General features: G+C 71.6%; 17 protein-coding genes and 1 pseudogene. 8 read left to right on the top strand and 10 right to left on the bottom strand.

Annotated features, from left to right (window positions below; genetic code table 11):
- Positions 1-9 precede the first annotated feature (9 nt).
- Complete coding sequence (locus OG700_RS35585) at positions 10-1410, top strand: NAD(P)/FAD-dependent oxidoreductase (RefSeq protein WP_405620890.1); 1401 nt, start codon at positions 10-12, stop codon at positions 1408-1410.
- Here OG700_RS35585 and OG700_RS35580 read toward each other — a convergent pair.
- The 4 genes and pseudogenes from OG700_RS35580 to OG700_RS35565 all read right to left on the bottom strand — a co-directional run bounded on the left by OG700_RS35580 (position 1407) and on the right by OG700_RS35565 (position 5302).
- Positions 1407-2705: a DUF6986 family protein gene (locus tag OG700_RS35580; protein ID WP_405620888.1), complete on the bottom strand. Its 1299-nt coding sequence runs from the start codon at positions 2703-2705 to the stop codon at positions 1407-1409. The genes OG700_RS35585 and OG700_RS35580 overlap by 4 nt on opposite strands.
- 178 nt (positions 2706-2883) lie before the next feature.
- Positions 2884-3846 carry an electron transfer flavoprotein subunit alpha/FixB family protein gene (locus OG700_RS35575; protein WP_405620886.1) on the bottom strand — a complete coding sequence of 321 codons (963 nt, stop codon included), beginning with the start codon at positions 3844-3846 and terminating at the stop codon, positions 2884-2886.
- A gap of 78 nt (positions 3847-3924) precedes the next feature.
- The gene (locus OG700_RS35570; RefSeq protein WP_405620884.1) at positions 3925-4725 is read right to left on the bottom strand and encodes an electron transfer flavoprotein subunit beta/FixA family protein; all 801 of its coding nucleotides are present in this window, start codon (positions 4723-4725) and stop codon (positions 3925-3927) included.
- A 197-nt stretch (positions 4726-4922) separates the two neighbouring features.
- Positions 4923-5302 (bottom strand): annotated as a pseudogene (locus OG700_RS35565) (TlpA family protein disulfide reductase).
- 391 nt (positions 5303-5693) lie between these two features.
- Between OG700_RS35565 and OG700_RS35560 the strand changes: the two are divergent.
- Complete coding sequence (locus tag OG700_RS35560; protein ID WP_405620882.1) at positions 5694-6419, top strand: lysophospholipid acyltransferase family protein; 726 nt, start codon at positions 5694-5696, stop codon at positions 6417-6419.
- 63 nt (positions 6420-6482) lie between these two features.
- On the opposite strand, the gene OG700_RS35555 is transcribed toward OG700_RS35560, so the two are convergent.
- From OG700_RS35555 to OG700_RS35540, 4 genes are all read right to left on the bottom strand, one after another.
- Positions 6483-7175 carry a B3/4 domain-containing protein gene (locus OG700_RS35555; protein WP_405620880.1) on the bottom strand — a complete coding sequence of 231 codons (693 nt, stop codon included), beginning with the start codon at positions 7173-7175 and terminating at the stop codon, positions 6483-6485.
- An 83-nt stretch (positions 7176-7258) separates the two neighbouring features.
- Positions 7259-8338, bottom strand: a complete 1080-nt coding sequence (locus tag OG700_RS35550) for a threonine aldolase family protein (RefSeq protein ID WP_405622216.1) — start codon at positions 8336-8338, stop codon at positions 7259-7261.
- Positions 8335-9120: an SDR family NAD(P)-dependent oxidoreductase gene (locus tag OG700_RS35545; RefSeq protein ID WP_405622214.1), complete on the bottom strand. Its 786-nt coding sequence runs from the start codon at positions 9118-9120 to the stop codon at positions 8335-8337. Before OG700_RS35545 ends, OG700_RS35550 begins: the two co-directional genes overlap by 4 nt.
- Before the next feature lie 89 nt (positions 9121-9209).
- Positions 9210-10589, bottom strand: coding sequence for a DUF6421 family protein (locus OG700_RS35540; protein ID WP_405620878.1), 1380 nt, complete (start codon positions 10587-10589; stop codon positions 9210-9212).
- Between the two features lie 260 nt (positions 10590-10849).
- On the opposite strand from OG700_RS35540, the gene OG700_RS35535 reads away from it, so the two are divergent.
- The gene (locus OG700_RS35535; RefSeq protein WP_405620876.1) at positions 10850-11533 is read left to right on the top strand and encodes a glycerophosphodiester phosphodiesterase; all 684 of its coding nucleotides are present in this window, start codon (positions 10850-10852) and stop codon (positions 11531-11533) included.
- Between the two features lie 36 nt (positions 11534-11569).
- Here the strand turns inward: OG700_RS35535 and OG700_RS35530 are convergent, their stop codons facing one another.
- Positions 11570-12130 (bottom strand): GNAT family N-acetyltransferase, encoded by a 561-nt coding sequence (locus OG700_RS35530; protein WP_405620874.1) that lies wholly within the window; start codon positions 12128-12130, stop codon positions 11570-11572.
- A 308-nt stretch (positions 12131-12438) separates the two neighbouring features.
- Positions 12439-13086, bottom strand: coding sequence for a hypothetical protein (locus OG700_RS35525; protein ID WP_405620872.1), 648 nt, complete (start codon positions 13084-13086; stop codon positions 12439-12441).
- Positions 13087-13465: 379 nt separating this feature from the next.
- On the opposite strand from OG700_RS35525, the gene OG700_RS35520 reads away from it, so the two are divergent.
- From OG700_RS35520 to OG700_RS35500, 5 genes are all read left to right on the top strand, one after another.
- On the top strand, positions 13466-14065 hold the full coding sequence (locus OG700_RS35520) for a DUF5134 domain-containing protein (RefSeq protein WP_405622212.1): 600 nt from the start codon (positions 13466-13468) through the stop codon (positions 14063-14065).
- A gap of 177 nt (positions 14066-14242) precedes the next feature.
- Positions 14243-15178, top strand: coding sequence for a M56 family metallopeptidase (locus OG700_RS35515; protein ID WP_405620870.1), 936 nt, complete (start codon positions 14243-14245; stop codon positions 15176-15178).
- A 38-nt stretch (positions 15179-15216) separates the two neighbouring features.
- Positions 15217-15927, top strand: coding sequence for a phosphatase PAP2 family protein (locus OG700_RS35510; protein ID WP_405620868.1), 711 nt, complete (start codon positions 15217-15219; stop codon positions 15925-15927).
- Positions 15928-15946: 19 nt separating this feature from the next.
- Positions 15947-16642: an HAD family hydrolase gene (locus OG700_RS35505; RefSeq protein WP_405620866.1), complete on the top strand. Its 696-nt coding sequence runs from the start codon at positions 15947-15949 to the stop codon at positions 16640-16642.
- Positions 16643-16745: 103 nt separating this feature from the next.
- The gene (locus tag OG700_RS35500) at positions 16746-17684 is read left to right on the top strand and encodes an LLM class flavin-dependent oxidoreductase (protein ID WP_405620864.1); all 939 of its coding nucleotides are present in this window, start codon (positions 16746-16748) and stop codon (positions 17682-17684) included.
- Positions 17685-17868 lie beyond the last annotated feature (184 nt).

The following is a 17868-nucleotide window of genomic DNA, read 5'->3' as shown; positions in this document are numbered from 1 at the left end:
GGCCCCACCATGAGCGTCCCGTACGCCGACGCCCTCGCCGAGGCCAAGCCCCTGAGCCACTGGCTCGACAGCCGGGACGCGCCGGCGCCGCGTCCGGCACTCACCCGCGACACCACCTGCGATCTCGCCGTCGTGGGCGGCGGATTCAGCGGCCTGTGGACCGCGCTGCTCGCCAAGGAGCGTGACCCGTCGCTGGACGTCGTCCTGGTCGAGGGGCGCACCGCGGGCTGGGCCGCGTCCGGCCGCAACGGCGGCTTCGTCTCGGCCAGCCTCACCCACGGCCTCGGCAACGGCGCCGACCGCTGGCCCGACGAACTGGCCGACCTGGAGCACATGGGTCTGGAGAATCTCGCCGAGATCGACGAGACCCTGCGCCGGTACGGCATCGACTGCGGTTTCCGGCGTGACGGCAAGCTGTGGGCGGCCACCGCCCCGCACCAGGTCGACGAGGTCCGCGCGATGTGCGACCTCGCGGCGGCGCACGGCCGCTCGATCGACTTCCTCACCCGCGACGAGATCCGCGCGCAGGTCGACTCACCGACGTACCTCGCGGGCGCGTTCGACGCCGAGGGCTACGCGCTCACCGACCCGGCCCGGATGGTCTGGGGTCTGCGCGAGGTGTGTCTGCGCCTGGGGGTGCGGATGTACGAGAACACTCCGGTACGGCGGATGCGCGACGCCCACCGGGGTGTCGTCCTCGACACCGCGTACGGCAAGATCGGCGCCCGGCAGGTGGCCCTCGCGACCAATGTCTTCCCCGCGCTGCTGCGCCGGCTGCGGCTGTACACGGTGCCGGTGTACGACTACGTCCTGACGACCGAGCCGCTGACCGACGACCAACTCGCCTCGGTGGGCTGGAAGGGCCGCCAGGGGATGTCCGACATGGGCAACCAGTTCCACTACTACCGGCTCACCGACGACAACCGGATCCTGTGGGGCGGCTACGACGCGATCTACCACTACGGGAACGGGCTGCGGGACGAACTCGACCAGCGGCCCGAGACGTTCGCGAAGCTGGCCGAGCACTTCTTCACCACCTTCCCGCAGTTGCGGGGGGTGAAGTTCAGCCACACGTGGGGCGGCGCCATCGACACCTGCACCCGCTTCACCGCCTTCTACGGCCGGGCGATGGGCGGGCGGGTGGCGTACGCGCTCGGGTACACGGGGCTCGGGGTGGCGGCCAGCCGCTTCGGCGCGAACGTCATGCTCGACCTGCTGTCCGGGCGGGAGACCTCACGTACGCGCCTGGAGATGGTGCGCACCAAGCCGCTGCCGTTCCCGCCGGAGCCGGCGCGGTACGTGGGCGTCGAGCTGACCCGGCGCTCCCTGGACCGCGCCGACCACAACGGCGGGCACCGCGATGTGTGGCTGCGCACGCTGGACCGGTTCGGGCTGGGCTTCGACTCCTAGGACATCGTCGGGGCCGTGCGGCGCGGGGCGGTGAAGCTCTCCAGGTCGGCGCGGGTGAGTCCGGTGAGCCGGGTGACCTCGGCGCTGTCCAGGGCGCCGCAGTCCAGTCCGCGCAGCAGATGACCGCTGAGCGCCTTGGCGGTGGCGGGCTCGTCCATCACGTCGCCGCCGGTCTTCGCGACGTACGCGGCGAGTCGCGCGGCGGCGGGCTCAAGTCCCTCGCGGTAGAAGGCGTAGACGGCCGCGTAGCGCGTGGGCAGGTGACCGGGGTGCATGTCCCAGCCCTGGTAGTAGGCGCGGGCCAGGGCGCGGCGGGTGAGCCCGTAGTGCAGCCGCCATGCCTCGTGGACCTGGCTGGTGGGGCCGACGGGCAGCACGTTGGTCGAGCCGTCGGAGACCCGTACGCCGGTGCCCGCGGCGGCGACCTGCATGACGGCCTTGGCGTGGTCGGCGGCCGGGTGGTCGCTCGACTGGTAGGCGGCGCTGACGCCGACGCAGGCGCTGTAGTCGAAGGTGCCGTAGTGCAGTGAGGTGGCGCGGCCGTCCGCCGCGCCGATCATCCGGGCCACGGCGGCGGTGCCGTCGGCGGCGAGGATGGACTGGCTGGTCTCGATCTGGATCTCGAAGCCGATCCGGCCGTGCTCCAGGCCGCGCGCCTTCTCGAACTCCTCGGCCAGCCGCACCATCGCGGTGACCTGTTCGGGATAGGTGACCTTGGGCAGGGTGAGGACGAGCCCTTCGGGGAGTCCGCCGGCGTCCATCAGTGAGCTGAGGAAGATGTCGAGGGTACGGATGGCCCGGTCCCGTACGGGGGCTTCGAGGCACTTCATCCGGATGCCCGTGTACGGGGCGGCGGTGCCGTCGCGGTACGCCGCGTGGACGAGGCGCCCGGCGCGGGCGGCGGCGATGTCCTCCTGCGCGTCGGGGTGCGGCCCGTAGCCGTCCTCGAAGTCGATCCGCAGGTCTTCGACGGGCTCGCGCTCCAGCTTGGCCCGGACCCGCTCGTACACCGGTGCGGCCAGTTCGTCGGAGAGGCCGAGGGCGCGGGCCAGGGAGGCGGCGTCGGGGGCGTGTTCGTCGAGGGCGGCGAGTGCCTTCTCGCCCCAGGAGCGGACGGTGCCCGCGTCGAAGGCGTCGGCGGGGACGTAGACGGTGTGGACGGGCTGGCGGGTGCCGGGGTCGCCCGGGTACCGGCGGGCGAGTTCCGCGTCGACCGGTGCGAGCGAGGCGCTGATGTCCTCGCCGACCGCGCCCGGGAGGCTCGTCGCGACCTTCTCCTGCTGACCCTGACCCATTCCCGCGCCTCCACATTTCGCCATACGGAATACGTCATCCGCATGGTGAAGTTAATCGCCCGGTCTGGGCTGCGTCAATGGTCGCCCGGAGCGGTCCGGGAAGCGAGCGCACACGCACGGGGGCCGCGCGGTGACGATCCACCGCGCGGCCCCTGTGCGTGTGCGGCCCGACAGGCTCTCAGCCCTTGCGCGCCTTGATGGCCTCGGTGAGCTGGGGGACGACCTGGAAGAGGTCGCCGACCACGCCGTAGTCGACGAGGTCGAAGATGGGCGCCTCGGCGTCCTTGTTGACCGCGACGATCGTCTTCGAGGTCTGCATGCCCGCCCGGTGCTGGATCGCGCCCGAGATGCCGGAGGCGATGTACAGCTGCGGCGAGACCGACTTGCCGGTCTGGCCGACCTGGTTGGCGTGCGGGTACCAGCCGGCGTCGACGGCGGCGCGCGACGCGCCGACGGCCGCGCCGAGGGAGTCGGCGAGCGCCTCGATGATCGCGAAGTTCTCGGCGCCGTTGACGCCGCGTCCGCCCGAGACGACGATCGCGGCCTCCGTCAGCTCCGGGCGGCCCGTCGACTCGCGCGGGGCGCGGGAGACGACCTTGGTGCCGGTGGCCGTCGCGCCGAAGGTGACGGCCAGCTCCTCGACGGTGCCCGCGGCCGGGGCCGGCTCGACGGGGGCCGCGTTGGGCTTCACGGTGATGACCGGAGTGCCCCTGGTGATACGGGAGTTGGTGGTGTACGCGGCGGCGAACACCGACTGCGTCGCCACCGGACCCTGGTCGCCGGCCGTCAGGTCGATCGCGTCGGTGATCAGACCCGAGCCGATGCGCACCGCGAGGCGGGCGGCGATCTCCTTGCCCTCGGCGGACGAGGGGACGAGTACGGCGGCCGGGGACACGCTGTCGTACGCGGCCTGGAGCGCGTCGACCTTCGGGACGACGAGGTAGTCGGCGAACTCGGGGGCGTCGGCGGTCAGCACCTTCACCGCGCCGTGCTCCGCGAGCGTGGCGGCGGTGTCGGCGGCGCCCGCGCCGAGCGCGACGGCGACCGGGTCGCCGAGACGACGGGCCAGCGTCAGCAGCTCCAGGGTGGGCTTGCGGACGGCACCGTCCACATGATCGACAAAGACGAGGACTTCAGCCATGGGATGTGTTCTCCTGCGAATGCGTGTGCGTGAAGGATCCGGGACCGGCTACAGCGTCGGGGCGGTGGGCCGCACCCGTCAGATGAACTTCTGGCTGACGAGATACTCGGCCAGCTGGTCGCCGCCCTCGCCCTCGTCGTTGACGATCGTGCCCGCCGTACGGGCCGGGCGCTTGGTGGCCGCGTCGACCGCCGTCCACGCGCCTTCGAGGCCCACGTCCCCGGCCTCGATGTCCAGGTCCTCCAGGTCGAGCGCCTGCACCGGCTTCTTCTTCGCCGTCGTGATGCCCTTGAACGAGGGGTAGCGGACCTCGCCCGACTGGTCGGTCACCGACACGACGGCGGGCAGGGAGGCTTCGAGCTGTTCGGTCGCCGCGTCGCCGTCGCGGCGGCCCTTGACGGTGGCGCCGTCGAGGGAGACCTCGGAGAGCAGCGTGACCTGCGGGACGCCGAGCCGCTCGGAGAGCATCGCGGGCAGCACGCCCATCATGCCGTCGGTGGAGGCCATGCCGCAGATCACCAGGTCGTAGCCGGTCTTCTCGATCGCCTTGGCCAGAACCAGCGAGGTGCCGAGGGCGTCGGTGCCGTGCAGGTCGTCGTCCTCGACGTGGACCGCCTTGTCGGCGCCCATCGACAGGGCCCGGCGCAGGGCGTCCTTCGCGTCCTCGGGGCCGACGGTCAGCACGGTGACCTCGGCGTCGCCGTCGCCGTCACTGTCGTGGGCCGCCGCGATCCGCAACGCCTGCTCGACCGCGTACTCGTCCAGCTCGGACAGCAGACCGTCCACATCGTCACGGTCCAGCGTCAGGTCATCGGCGAAATGCCGGTCACCCGTGGCGTCGGGCACGTACTTCACACAGACAACGATCCTCAGGCTCACGCCGGCTCTCCTACTGCGTCGTCATTTCTGGGCTGCCTTGTGCTCGCAGCATAGGCGCCCGAAGCGAGGTTTTCCGGTCAGGTCGACCGGCGTACCGACCATAATATTACTCGTCAGTACATCGACCTGATGCCCGCTGAGCAAGCGCTTTGAACTGTGACCTTCCCAACGCCCCACGGCCCGCCGACCGGGAACTCTCAGCCGCCGGGAGTCCCGCCGGACACGGCCGCACCCAGCGCGGCGATCACATCGGCCTTGCGGGGTACTCCCGCCGCCCTGCGGACGATCCGGCCGGCCGCGTCGAGGACGAGCACCGTGGGCGTCTTGAGGATGCCCAACTCGCGTACCAGCTCCAGATGGTCCTCGGCGTCCAGCTCCACATGGGCGACGCCGCCGACCATGCCGGTCACCTCGGCGAGGGTGCGCCTGGTCGCGCGGCAGGGCTGGCAGAACGCGCTGGAGAACTGGACGAGCGTGGCCCGCTCCCCCAACTCCGCGCCCAACTCGGCTGCGTGGAGCCGCTTTTCGCCGTCACACCCGCGCACCGTGAGTCTCCCGTTCGTACGAGGTGCGGCACGCCGAAGAGGCTCGCCGCCGCCGAGCACCGCCGCACACCATCGGCCCTGTCGCCGTTGTCCCCCGTGGAGCGTTCACACCACGGCGGAATATTCCGCGGCCCCCTGGCCGGGCGGCCGTCGCCACCAGCAACCTGGCCGCTGATCGAGGACGGGCGCGGCGCACCGGCCGCGCGACCCGGCCAACGCTCCCGAGCCGCGCGACCCGGCCTCCCAACTGCGGCAAACGCCCTGATTACCTGGGAATGACGTGATGAGAATCTCGCTCCGCGCCGTCGGCAGGACTGGCCACAAGGCGTCGTTTGGGGCACGATCTGCCCAATGCCGAAAACCTACGGCTGCGTAACTTCCGTCGGGAGAACCCTCCCCGGGAACAAGAAGGGTCTCCTCCAGATGGCAGAGCTCGTCTACCGGCCGGTCGTCGGCGCCGCCCGCACGATGTTCAAGGCGCTGGACCTCAAGATCGAGACCCAGGGGGCCGAGAACATCCCGCGTACCGGCGGTGCCGTGCTCGTCAGCAACCACATCAGTTACCTGGACTTCATCTTCACCGGGCTCGCCGCGCTCCCCCAGAAGCGGCTCGTCCGCTTCATGGCGAAGGACTCCGTCTTCCGGCACAAGGTCTCGGGGCCGCTCATGCGCGGCATGAAGCACATCCCGGTGGACCGTAAACAGGGCGAGGCCGCCTACTCGCACGCGCTCGACTCACTGCGCTCCGGCGAGATCATCGGTGTGTTCCCCGAGGCGACCATCTCGCAGTCCTTCACGCTCAAGTCCTTCAAGTCCGGCGCGGCGCGCCTGGCGCAGGAGGCCGGCGTGCCGCTGATCCCGATGGCGCTGTGGGGCACCCAGCGGCTCTGGACCAAGGGACGCCCGCGCAACTTCCGGCGCAGCCACATCCCCGTGACGATCCGGGTCGGCGAGCCGGTGGCGGCCCCCGGCGACCAGTACGCGGGGGCGATCACCCGGCGGCTGCGCGAGCGGGTGCAGGAACTGCTCGAAGCCGCCCAGCGCGCCTATCCGGTACGGCCCAAGGACGCGAGCGACACCTGGTGGGTACCGGCGCACCTGGGTGGTACGGCTCCGACGCCGGCCGAGGCCCACGAGAGCAGCAGCTGAGCGTCGCGCCCCCTGCGGGCGACCGGACCGAAACGTCACTGCGGGCGGTCGCCCGGCTCTGTGTCAGCGCGCGGGGTGGACGGTGACGCGGGCTCCGGGGCTCAGCTTCTCCAGGGATTCGGCGAGTTCGGTACCCGCGGCGTCGAGTTCCACGCGGCTCATCGGGTCCAGGCCCTCCAGCAGGAAGACGGCGTTCACCGACTCCTCGGTGAGCCGGGTGCGCACGCCCTGGCGCCAGTTCCAGCGCCGGCAGGTGACGCCCTCGTCGTCCCGCCACACGACTTCCCCCGCGTCCGGGTGCTCGACGACCGGCTCGCCGCCCGCCGCGGTGTGGAACGGCTCGTCGCCGCCGGCCCGTACGAGCCGCATGGCGCCCGTGATGTGGTCGATGTCCTCACCGCCGACGGGGATCAGATGGGCCACGCTGATCGCGTTGTAGAGGTCCACGAGCAGATTGATCCGGGGCAGACCGCCGTCGGCGAGCGCCCTTCTGGCCAGCGCCTCGGCGGAGTTGCGGGTACGGGACGGCTTGCTGCCGAAGGCCGTGTACGCCGCGCGCCAGGCGGCCATGTGCGGGTCCTCGTGCGGGGCGCGCCCGTCGAGGCGCGCGGCGAGCCGCCGGGCCGCGTCGTCCAGCAGCGCCGAACTCGCCTCGTCGCTGGGGCCGTTCACCAGGCCGTGGGCCTCGACGGCGAGCAGGGTGAAGCCGGGGACGAGGGTGTGCACCTCGTCCGACACGGTGAGCGTCAGGGTCATCGTCAGCCTTGCCTCGGGACGTACGGAAGCGGTGCATCACAGCACACCGGAAGGTCTACTGTAATGCACCGCCGGGCGCCGGGTCAGTACACCTGGCGTGCCATCTCCTCCTTGAGCGCCTGAACGAACGCGTCGACGTCGTCCTCGGTGGTGTCGAAGGCGCACATCCAGCGAACGTCGCCGGCCGCCTCGTCCCAGAAGTAGAAGCGGAAGCGCTGCTGGAGTCGCACGCTCACGTCGTGCGGCAGCCGGGCGAAGACGGCGTTGGCCTGGACGGGGTGCAGGATCTCGACGCCGTCGACCGCGCGTACGCCGTCGGCGAGCCGCCGCGCCATCGTGTTGCTGTGCCGGGCGTTGCGCAGCCACAGATCACCGGCCAGCAGCGCCTCCAACTGCACGGAGACGAACCGCATCTTGGAGCTGAGCTGCATCGACAGCTTGCGCAGCCGTTTCATCGCGCGCACCGCGTCCGGGTCGATCACGACGACGGCCTCACCGAAGAGCGCACCGTTCTTCGTGCCGCCGTAACTCAGCACGTCCACACCGACGGTGTTGGTGAAGGTGCGCATCGGTACGTCGAGGAAGGCCGCGGCGTTGGATATCCGGGCCCCGTCGAGATGGACCTTCATGCCCCGCTCGTGGGCGTGTTCGCACAGCGCGCGGATCTCGGCCGGGGTGTAGACCGTGCCCAGTTCGGTGTTCTGTGCGATCGACACGACCTGTGGCATGGCCCGGTGCTCGTCGTCGAAGCCCCATGCCTGCCGGTCGACCAGCTCCGGGGTGAGTTTGCCGTCCGGGGTCGGCACGGTCAGCAGTTTGAGCCCGCCGACCCGCTCGGGCGCCCCGCCCTCGTCCACGTTGATGTGCGCGGACTCGGCGCAGATCACCGCACCCCAGCGGTCGGTCATGGCCTGGAGCGCGACGACGTTCGCCCCGGTCCCGTTGAAGACCGGGAACGCCTTCGCGGTGGGGCCGAAGTGGCCGTGCATGACGCGCTGGAGATGGTCGGTGTACTCGTCCTCGCCGTACGCGATCTGGTGGCCGCCGTTGGCGACGGCGAGCGCGGCCAGCACCTCGGGGTGCGCGCCCGCGTAGTTGTCGCTGGCGAAGCCGCGCGTCGCGGGGTCGTGGTGCGCACGCGCGGCCGTCGTACGGGACCTCATGACTCGGGGGTCAGCCACAGGCGGATTCCGTTCACTTCACCGGCGGGCCGGTCCCAGACTCCGGCGATGGCGTCGGCCAGCTCTCCGGCGTCCGTGAAGCCCGCGAACTTCGCATTCGGGCGCTCGGCGCGCATGGCGTCGTGCACCAGTGCCTTGATGACCAGGATGGCAGCCGCCGCGTGCGGCCCTTCGTCGCCCCCGGCCTTGCGGAAGTCGTCGCCCAGCGCCAGCGTCCAGGCCTCGGCCGCCGCCTTGGCCGCGGCGTAGGCCGCGTTGCCGGCCGTGGGCTTGCTCGCGCCCGCCGCGCTGACCAGCACGTAGCGGCCGCGGTCGCTGCGCAGCAGGCCGTCGTGGAAGGCGAGGGAGGTGTGCTGGACGGTGCGGATCAACAGCTTCTCCAGCAGGTCCCAGTCGGCGAGGTCGGTGTCGGCGAAGGTCTTGCCGCCGCGCCAGCCGCCCACGAGGTGGACGAGACCGTCCACCCGGCCGTTGTCCTTCTCGGCCCTGGCCGCCCACGCGCGGGTGGCCGCCGGGTCGAGGAGGTCGACGGTGTCACCGGTGACGTTGGCGCGGCCGTGCGCGCGGCGGGTGGCGTCGACGGCCTCGGCGAGGCTCGCGGCGTCCGCGTCGGCGGCGACGACGGTCGCGCCGGCCCCGGCCAGCCGCAGCAGCGTGGCGCGTCCGGCGGGGCCGCCCGCTCCGGCGACGGCCACGACGGCACCGTCCAGTCCGCCGCCCGCTCCTGTGCTGCCGCTTCCGCTCATGGTCGTCGTCTCCGTCATCCCGGTGTCCCCCGTGTCCGCGTTCGTGTCCGCGTTGTCGTTGGTGTCGTCGGCCCGGCCGGTGTGGTCGGTTTCGTCGGCGTGGTCGCTCACGCCGCCGCCGTGATACCGCGGGTCGACGCGATCACGGTCTTGAGCTTCTTGGCCAGTGCCTCGTAGAACATGCTGAGTGGAAACTCGTCGGGAAGCACGTCGTCCACCAGCTTGCGCGGGGGCAGATCCAGGTCGAGGGCGTCCGGGCCCTTGGCCCAGCGGGATCCGGGGTGCGGGGCCAGATAGGTGGACACGAGGTCGTAGGCGGCGAACCAGTGGACCAGCTTCGGGCGGTCGATGCCGGCCCGGTAGAGGCTCTCGATCTCGCCGAGCAGTCGCTGCGTGACCTCCGGGGCCCGGTCCCAGTCGATGCGCAGGGTGTTGTCGGTCCAGCGCACCACGTCGTGCTTGTGGAGGTACGAGAACAGGAGCTGGCCGCCGAGGCCGTCGTAGTTGCGCTCACGGGCGCCGGTGACCGGGAAGCGGAACATCCGGTCGAAGAGCACCGCGTACTGCACGTCGCGGCCCTGTGTGACGCCGTCCGCCTCCAGCTTCACGGCCTCCCGGAAGGCGGTGAGGTCGCAGCGCAGCTCCTCCAGGCCGTACATCCAGAACGGCTGGCGCTGCTTGATCATGAAGGGGTCGAAGGGCAGGTCGCCGTGGCTGTGGGTGCGGTCGTGGACCATGTCCCACAGGACGAAGGCCTGCTGGCAGCGGTCCTGGTCGCCGACCATCTCGCGGATGTCGTCGGGGAGTTCGACACCGAGGATGTCGACGGCGGCCTCGGTGACGCGGCGGAAGCGGGCGGCCTCGCGGTCGCAGAAGATACCGCCCCAGCTGAACCGCTCGGGGGCCTTGCGGACGGCGATCGTCTCGGGGAAGAGGACGGCCGAGTTCGTGTCGTACCCGGCGGTGAAGTCCTCGAAGGTGATGCCGCAGAAGAGGGGGTTGTCGTAGCGGGTGCGCTCCAGCTCGGCGAGCCACTGCGGCCAGACCATGCGCAGGACGACCGCTTCGAGGTTGCGGTCCGGGTTGCCGTTCTGTGTGTACATCGGGAAGACGACCAGGTGCTGGAGCCGGTCCACGCGGTCGGCCGCCGGCTGGAAGGCGAGCAGCGAGTCCAGGAAGTCGGGTACGCCGAAGGCGCTGTCGGCCCATTTACGCAGGTCCGAGACGAGCGCTCCGTGGTAGGCGGCGTCGTGCGGCAGCAGGGGCGACAGCTGATCGACGGCGGCGATCACCCGGTCCAGGGTGACCTCGACGAGGGCGCGTGCGGGCGCTTCCTCGGCGTCGAAATCTATGGAGCCGTCCTTGGACTGCCAGGGCCGGATCTCCTCGACGGCGCTCTTGAGCTCGGTCCAGGCGGGGTGCTCGACCACTCGCTCGTCGTCGTCCGTATGCCGTGCGGGCCGGTCCTGCACAAGAATTTCCGTCATGTCACGTCCTCCACGGGAGAAGCAGGCGTCAAAACACCGTATCGGTCTCCGATTCTCCCGTACAAGGGAGTACGAAACAAATTATCCTGCCGCATCCCAGGTTTACGGGGGTTTTTACGGCCGCGAGCAGCGTGGGCGACAGGCTTCGGCGCGCACGGTTCCGACCCGGGTCCGACCGGCGCGGTGGCCGTTAGGCTGCGGCCGTGCCGCGTGGGCACCAGCACCGCGCGGGAGCCGCCGACGACGGAAGCGAGTCAGTCTTGACTTTCCTCACCATCGGTCATCGTGGAGTGATGGGTGTCGAACCGGAGAACACCCTGCGCTCCTTCCTGCACGCCGAACGAGCCGGCATGGACGCCATCGAGCTCGACCTTCATCTGAGCAAGGACGGCGCACTCGTCGTCATGCACGACGCGGAGCTGGACCGCACGACGGACGGAACGGGCCCGATCGCCGACCGGACCCTCGCCGAGCTGCGGGAACTCGACGCGGGGCGGGGCGAGCGCGTGCCGGTCTTCGAGGAGGTCCTGGACGCGGTGCGCTCCCCGCTCCAGGCGGAGATCAAGGATGTGGCGGCGGCCCGCGCGCTGGCCGAGGTGATGCACCGGCGGAAGCTGGTCGGGCGGGTGGAGGTGTCCTCGTTCCACGACGAGGCCGTCGCGGAGATCTCCGCGCTGGTGCCCGGCGTACGGACGGTGCTGATCGCCAGTCGCTGGGGCGCGGACGTGGTGGACCGGGCGGTCGCGGTGGGCGCGGACTCGCTCGCGCTGAACATCCGGCGCCTGACGCTGGAGGTCGTCGAGCGCGCGCACGCGGCGGAGCTGGGGATCATCGGGTGGGTGGTGAACACCCCGGACCAGTTGCGGCTGGTCCGGGCGTTCGGCCTGGACGGGGCGACCACCGACTTCCCGGAGATCCGGCGCACCGGCCGTTTCACGGCGTAAGGGTCGGCGCCTGACGCGGTCGGGGCCTTGGCCGCGTCAGGCGTTCTGGTCCAGCGCCTTGACCAGCAGCTCGAACGCCAGGTCGTCGCGCTGCGGGATACCGAAGCGCTCGTCGCCGTACGGGAACGGGGTCAGCTGTCCCGTACGGCGGTAGCCCCGGCGCTCGTACCAGGCGATCAGGTCCTCGCGCTGGATGATCACGGTCATATGCATCTCGCCGACGCCCCAGTCCGCGCGGGCGCGGCGCTCCGCCTCGGCGATGACGCGCTTGCCCAGCCCGCCGCCCTGCGCTGCCGGGTCGACGGCGAACATGCCGAAGTACGCGGCGGGGCCCCGGTGTTCGAGCTGGCAGCAGGCGACGAGCGCGCCGTCGGCCTCGACCATCATCAGCCGGCTGCCGGCGGCCTCGATCACGTCGAGCACCCCCTGCTCGTCGGTGCGCCGGCCCTCCAGCAGATCGGCCTCGGAGGTCCAGGAGGCACGGGCGCTCTCGCCCCGGTAGGCGGACTCGATGAGCGCGACGAGCGCCTTGACGTCTTCTGCGGTGGCGTCCCGGTAGCTGAGCTGACCGGGGGCGGGGCGTGGTGCGGTGTCCATGGTGCGCGTTCTCCGATTCTCCGCTGCGGGCGGGCGGCGCGCCCGAGCCTAACCCGACCTCCCGGTGGCGTGTCAGTGGGGTGCGGGCAGCCGGATCGTACGGTGTCGACCAGGGTGTGGAGGGTCGGGTTCTTCGGGATCAGATGACCGCCGCTGACCACTTCGAGCTGGTCCTTGAAGACGGCCGACACCATCCACAACAGGAACGGGTAGACGCTCACCGGTCCATAGCCGGCGAGCAGCGCGCCGACGACGACGCGGGCAAGGGTCCGGCGGGTTACGTGCCCTCTTCTCGGCGGGCCGCTCGGTCAGTGCGTCGGCACGCCGCCGATGACGTAACAGCCTTGCGCCTTGAACCAGTTGATGACGTCCAGGTACTCCGGGGGCGCGAACGGACGCCTGTCGTCGGCGAAGCCGAAGCCCCGGATACGGACGACGGGCTTGGCGTTCCGCTTGGCGTTCCGCTTGGCGTACACGTCCCGCATCGGGCCTTCGCCGCCCACGGGGTTGAACCGCTGGAGCGCGGCGGTGTCGCAGTTGTTCTCGCGCATCCACCGGAAATGGGTGTCGGCGGTCCGCTGGTCGTGCGAGGAGAACAGCACGGCCGGCTGGGCATTTCTCAGATTCGGATACGCCGTGGGGAACGAACGGGTGTACTCCCGCATATCCGGCCAGGTCTTGATGGTGTTGTTGCCGATCGACGGCGGCCGGCCGCTGTCGTGGCGACGGTTCCCCCATCTGTCGATGGGGGAACCGTCGCCCTTGCAGGCGAACCAGCCCTGATATCCGACGCTGGTTCTGCCGACCACGTCGCCCGGGGGACTCGCGGCGGGTGCCGCTTGCGCCCTGCCGCGCGGCGCGGGCGCGGCGCCCGCCTGCGAACTGCCGAGGACACCACCGGCCGCTGCGGTGCCGGCCGGCGCCGATGCGATGACGGCGCGTCCTGAAATACTCACGGAGTTCCTCCCACTGGAAATCTGCCTGAAATACGCGGATCCACGCGGGTGGGGGAATTACGGGCGGCGGCAGCCTGCCCGCCTCCGTGGCGCACCCTCGCAGAGAAAACGCTTTCCGAGTGCCACCACAAGGTTCGCGCGAAGGCTTCTGTCCAGACTGATTCGGAGGACTTGTCAGCCTGGTTTCCTTACGTTTTCCATTTCCAGTGGAATACGAAAAGCAAGCGGTTTCCGCACCTCCCGGCCGCGGCCCGTGTCACCCCCGGTGCGCTCCCCCCGTGTCTCTCTGCGCTCGCGTGCGCCTCGAACGACAGGGGCATTTCACCGTTGACACCGTTTGTGTGGACATCGTTGGAGCATGGCGAGAGGGAGGTGCACGGTGCACGGACCGGCGACGGCCGGCTGGCTGGTCGTGGCGCTCTGCGCGGCGGCCGGAACCTACTGTCTGCTCCGGCTGCGCGGCCCCACGGGCGCGGGGCGCGGCACGGCGGGCGGCGAGGCTCTGATGGGGTTCGGGATGGCGGCGATGGCCGTACCGGCCGCGGCGATCACGCCGCCGCGCTGGGTGTGGCTGGTGTACGCGGCGGTGTTCGGGGTCGCGGCGCTGCGCGCGGTGGGTCCGGCCCGCCGGACGTCGCACCATCTGCACCATCTCGTGGGCATACTCGCCATGGTCTACATGTCGGTGGCGATGGCCCTGCTGCCGGGCGGCACGCACGGCGCGCACAGCGCGGGCGGTACGCCGCTGGCCACGGGTCTGCTGCTGATCTATTACGCGGGATACGTGCTGTGGACGGGCGCGCGGCTGCTCCCGTTGCAGGCCGTGACGGCGCCGGAGGGCGGGGGCACGGCGGGGGCGGGACCGACCCCGGTCGGCGGCGGCACGGTGACCGACGTCTGCGAGGGCCGGCCGGAGCTGGCGCTGGCCTGCCGGCTGTCCATGGGCATCGCGATGCTGGCGATGCTGCTCACGCTGTGACGCCCGACTTCCTGCCGTGCGGCAGGTACGGCAGGTGCGGTCTGTGCGTCAGATGGGGCAGATGGGGCAGGCGCGCGACCTCCGCGACAACCCCGGCACCCACGACGACCGTGTCCTGCGTCACTTGACGCCCGCGGCCGACCCCGTGAGTGGCACCACACTCATAAACTGGTGACCATGATGGTCTCCCTCGCGCTGCTGACGCTCGCCGCGCTGGCCGCCGTGGTCGCCCCGCGGCTGCTGGCCCGCGCCGAATGGCCCGAGCGCGAGCCCGTGGTGGCGCTCTGGGTCTGGCAGTGCGTGGTGGCCGCCGTGCTGCTGTGCTTCGCGCTCGCCATGACCCTCAGCGCGGCGGCGGCCTGGCTGGCCGTACGAGGCCAGGTCTTCGCCCCGGCGCCGAGCGGGGTCGTCGAGGCGTACGCGCTCGGCGCGCACCGCCCCTGGTCGGCGGCGCTGGCCCTGCTCCTGGCGGCCGGCGGGGTGTGGACGGGCGCGATGCTCACGCGGGAGATCCACCGGGCGCACCGGCGCCGCAAGCAGCGCCGTACCGAACTGCTCGTCCGCTCACCGCTGTTGCCCGGCGAGGAGCCCGGCGGCGGCCCGCTGGTCGTCCTGGAGGGCGAGCGTCCCGGGGCCTGGTGGCTGCCGGGCGCCGCGCCCCAACTCGTCGTCACCACGGCCGCCCTGCGGCGGCTGAAGGGCCGCCAGCTCGATGCCGTACTGGCCCATGAGCAGGGTCACGCCCGCGCACGCCACGACTGGTTGCTGCACTGCTCGTCGGCGCTGGCCAACGGCTTTCCGCAGGTGCCGGTATTCGCCGCGTTCCAGGGCGAGATGCACCGTCTGGTCGAGCTGGCCGCCGACGATGTCGCCTCACGCCGGTTCGGCCGGCTGACGATCGCGCTCGCCCTGGTCGAACTGAACGAGGACCGTGGGGTGTTCGGGCCGTGCCCGACGCCCGGCGCCGAGTTGCCGCGCCGGGTGGACCGGCTGCTGACGCCGCTCCCGCGACTGACGGCGGGCCGTCGGCTACGGCTGACGGCCGCGGCGGCGCTGGTGCCCGCCGTTCCGCTCGTGGTGGCCTTCATTCCGGCACTACGCGCGCTGGGATAGCTTGGCGGGGGCCGCCCGTCGTCAGTGAGGATCCCCCCATGCGCTCCCCCGCGGTGCCCCCGTCGTCACGGCCGGCCTCGCCGCCACCGTCCCCGTCCTCGTCTCGGGGAATCGCGACGCCGGCCCGCGTCGGCGCGGTCCTGGGCGTCGCCTCCCTGATCCTGCTCGCGCTCGTCGCCGCCAGGTGGAGCCCGCTGCTCTCCCTGGACCGGACCGTCTCCGTGGATCTGCACCGGTGGGCGGTGGCCGACCCGGGACTGACCCACGCGAACCGGATTTTCACGGACTGGATGTGGGACCCGTGGACGATGCGTCTGCTGACCGCCGTCGTCTTCGTCGTCCTGTGGTTGCGCGGCGCGCGTCTGCTCGCCTGCTGGCTCGCCCTGACGAGTCTGGTGGGTGCCCTCGCGTCGCAGGGCCTGAAGGCCGCCGTCGGGCGCGAGCGCCCCACCTGGCCGGACCCGGTCGACTCGGCGCACTACGCGTCGTTCCCCTCGGGCCACGCGATGACCGCCACCGTCACCGTCGGGATGCTGCTGTGGCTGCTGCGGCGGTACGGCGTGCGCGGCCCGCTGTGGCGCGTCGCGCTGGTGGTGGGGGTCGTGTCGGTGCTCGGCGTCGGGTTCACCCGGGTCTGGCTGGGGGTGCACTGGAGTTCGGACGTGGTGGCCGGCTGGCTGTTCGGCGCGTGTCTGGTGGCCCTGTCCGTCGCCACGTACGACGGACGGGCCTTGTCCCGGTGGCGGTGACCCGGCGAGGATCGGGTCCATGAAGATCAAGGGTGTGCTTTTCGACTTCTCAGGGACGCTGTTCCGCATCGAATCGGCCGGTTCCTGGCTCCGGGCCGTACTCGACGAGTTGAACGTTCCCGTGCCGCCCGCCGAGGTCCGGCGGTACGCGGTCGAGCTGGCCGTCGCGGGGGCGCTGCCCGGCGGTCCCTCACCGCAGCAGTTGCCGCCGGAACTGGCCGGACTGTGGGCCACGCGCGACGAGAGCGCCGAGCGGCACCGGGCCGCGTACACCGGCCTCGCCCGGCGGGTCGCGCTCCCCGACCCCCGGCTGTACGACGCGCTCTACGAGCGCCACCGGACGCCGGACGCCTGGCGGCCGTACGCCGACACGGCGGAGGTGCTCGGCACCCTGAAGCGCGAGGGCATCGGTGTCGGCGTGATCAGCAACATCGGCTGGGACCTGCGTCCGGTCTTCCGCGCGTACGGCCTGGACGACCTGGTGGACGCCTATGTGCTGTCGTACGAGCACGGCGTCCAGAAGCCGGACGTACGGCTCTTCGGCGCGGCCTGCGAGGCCATCGGACAGGATCCGCGCGATGTGCTGATGGTCGGCGACGACCGGGAGGCGGACGGCGGCGCGGCCGAACTGGGCTGCGCCGTGCACTTCGTGGACCATCTGCCGGTGGAGGAACGCCCGGCGGGGCTGCGCCCCGTCCTCGGCCTCACGCGCTGAGGAAGCCTCCACCGCGGCCCGCGGCGGCGGGTGTTGACCTCAAGCGTGGTTGATGTTGTTGCCTCATGAGCGACAACGTCAAGCATGGGAGGGGACGACAGAGATGACCGACATCGGCATCTACCTCGGAACCGAGGAGATCACGGAGAGCGCACGCGACGCCGAGCGCCTGGGCTTCGAATCGGTCTGGGTCTGGGACCACCTCGCGGGGCGGTATCCGATGCTCGCCCCGGAGGTGGTCCTGGCGACGGCGGCGGCCGTCACGGAGCGGGTGCGCCTCGGGTACGGCGTGCTGCTCGCCGCCGTACGACCGCTCCCGCTGCTGGCCAAGGAGCTGGCCTCGCTCCAGTACGTCTCGCGGGAACGGCTGCTGGTGGGGATCGGGGACGGGCGGGGCGCGTGGGAGCGCTGGCACGGCGGGCTGCGTGACGCGCCCGCGTGGGACGCGCTGGGCGTTCGCCGTGCGGACGCCGAGGCCCGAACGGAGGACGCGCTGCGGCTGCTGCCCCGCCTGGTCGGGGGCGAGCCGACCCGGATCGCCCCCGAGGGTGGGGCGGGTGACGCGGCGGGGGCCGAGATCACGCTGGCGCCCGCCGTGTCCGCGCCGCCCCTGTTCGTCGCCGGTGGCCCGGAGGAAGCCGTACTGCGGCGGGCGGTCACCTTCGGCGCGGGTTGGTTCCCGGCGGTGCTCTCGCCGGCCCAACTCGCCGACGGCGTAAGGAGACTGCGGCAGTACGCCGACGAGGCGGGCCGTCCCGCGCCGCCCGTGACCGTGGCCGTGCCGATCCAACTGGACATCCCCGCGGCCTCCCTGGCCGCGGCCAGGGAGGCCATGGCCCGGATGGTCGTCGACGGGTACGAGGTCGACCCCGGCCACGCCGCGGACGCCGGGATCGTGGGCACACCCGAGCAGGCGGCGGAGCGGCTTGCCGCGTTCGTCGCGGCGGGCGCCGACCGGATCGTGCTGAGCGGCGGCTCGGCGACGGACTGGCGTGCCGGTCACGAACTGCTGGCGCGGACGGCCACGCTCCTGAACACCTGAGTCGGCGGGGGCGACGAGGGCGACGAAGACCGAGACGCGCGGCCGGGACCACCCCGGCCGCGCGTCCGTGCGAACCGCTTCGGCGAGTGGCCGAAGTTCACCACTTGACCGGAGCATGCCAGCCCTCCACGATGTGCGCGAACAACCGGCCGCCACCGCGGCCGAACCCCCCACACGACTCCCC

The organism is Streptomyces sp. NBC_01508 (assembly GCF_045040315.1).
GTDB lineage: Bacteria > Actinomycetota > Actinomycetes > Streptomycetales > Streptomycetaceae > Streptomyces.
The sequence above is the reverse complement of the archived record's forward strand: the minus strand, read 5'-3'. Positions and strand labels throughout refer to the sequence as shown.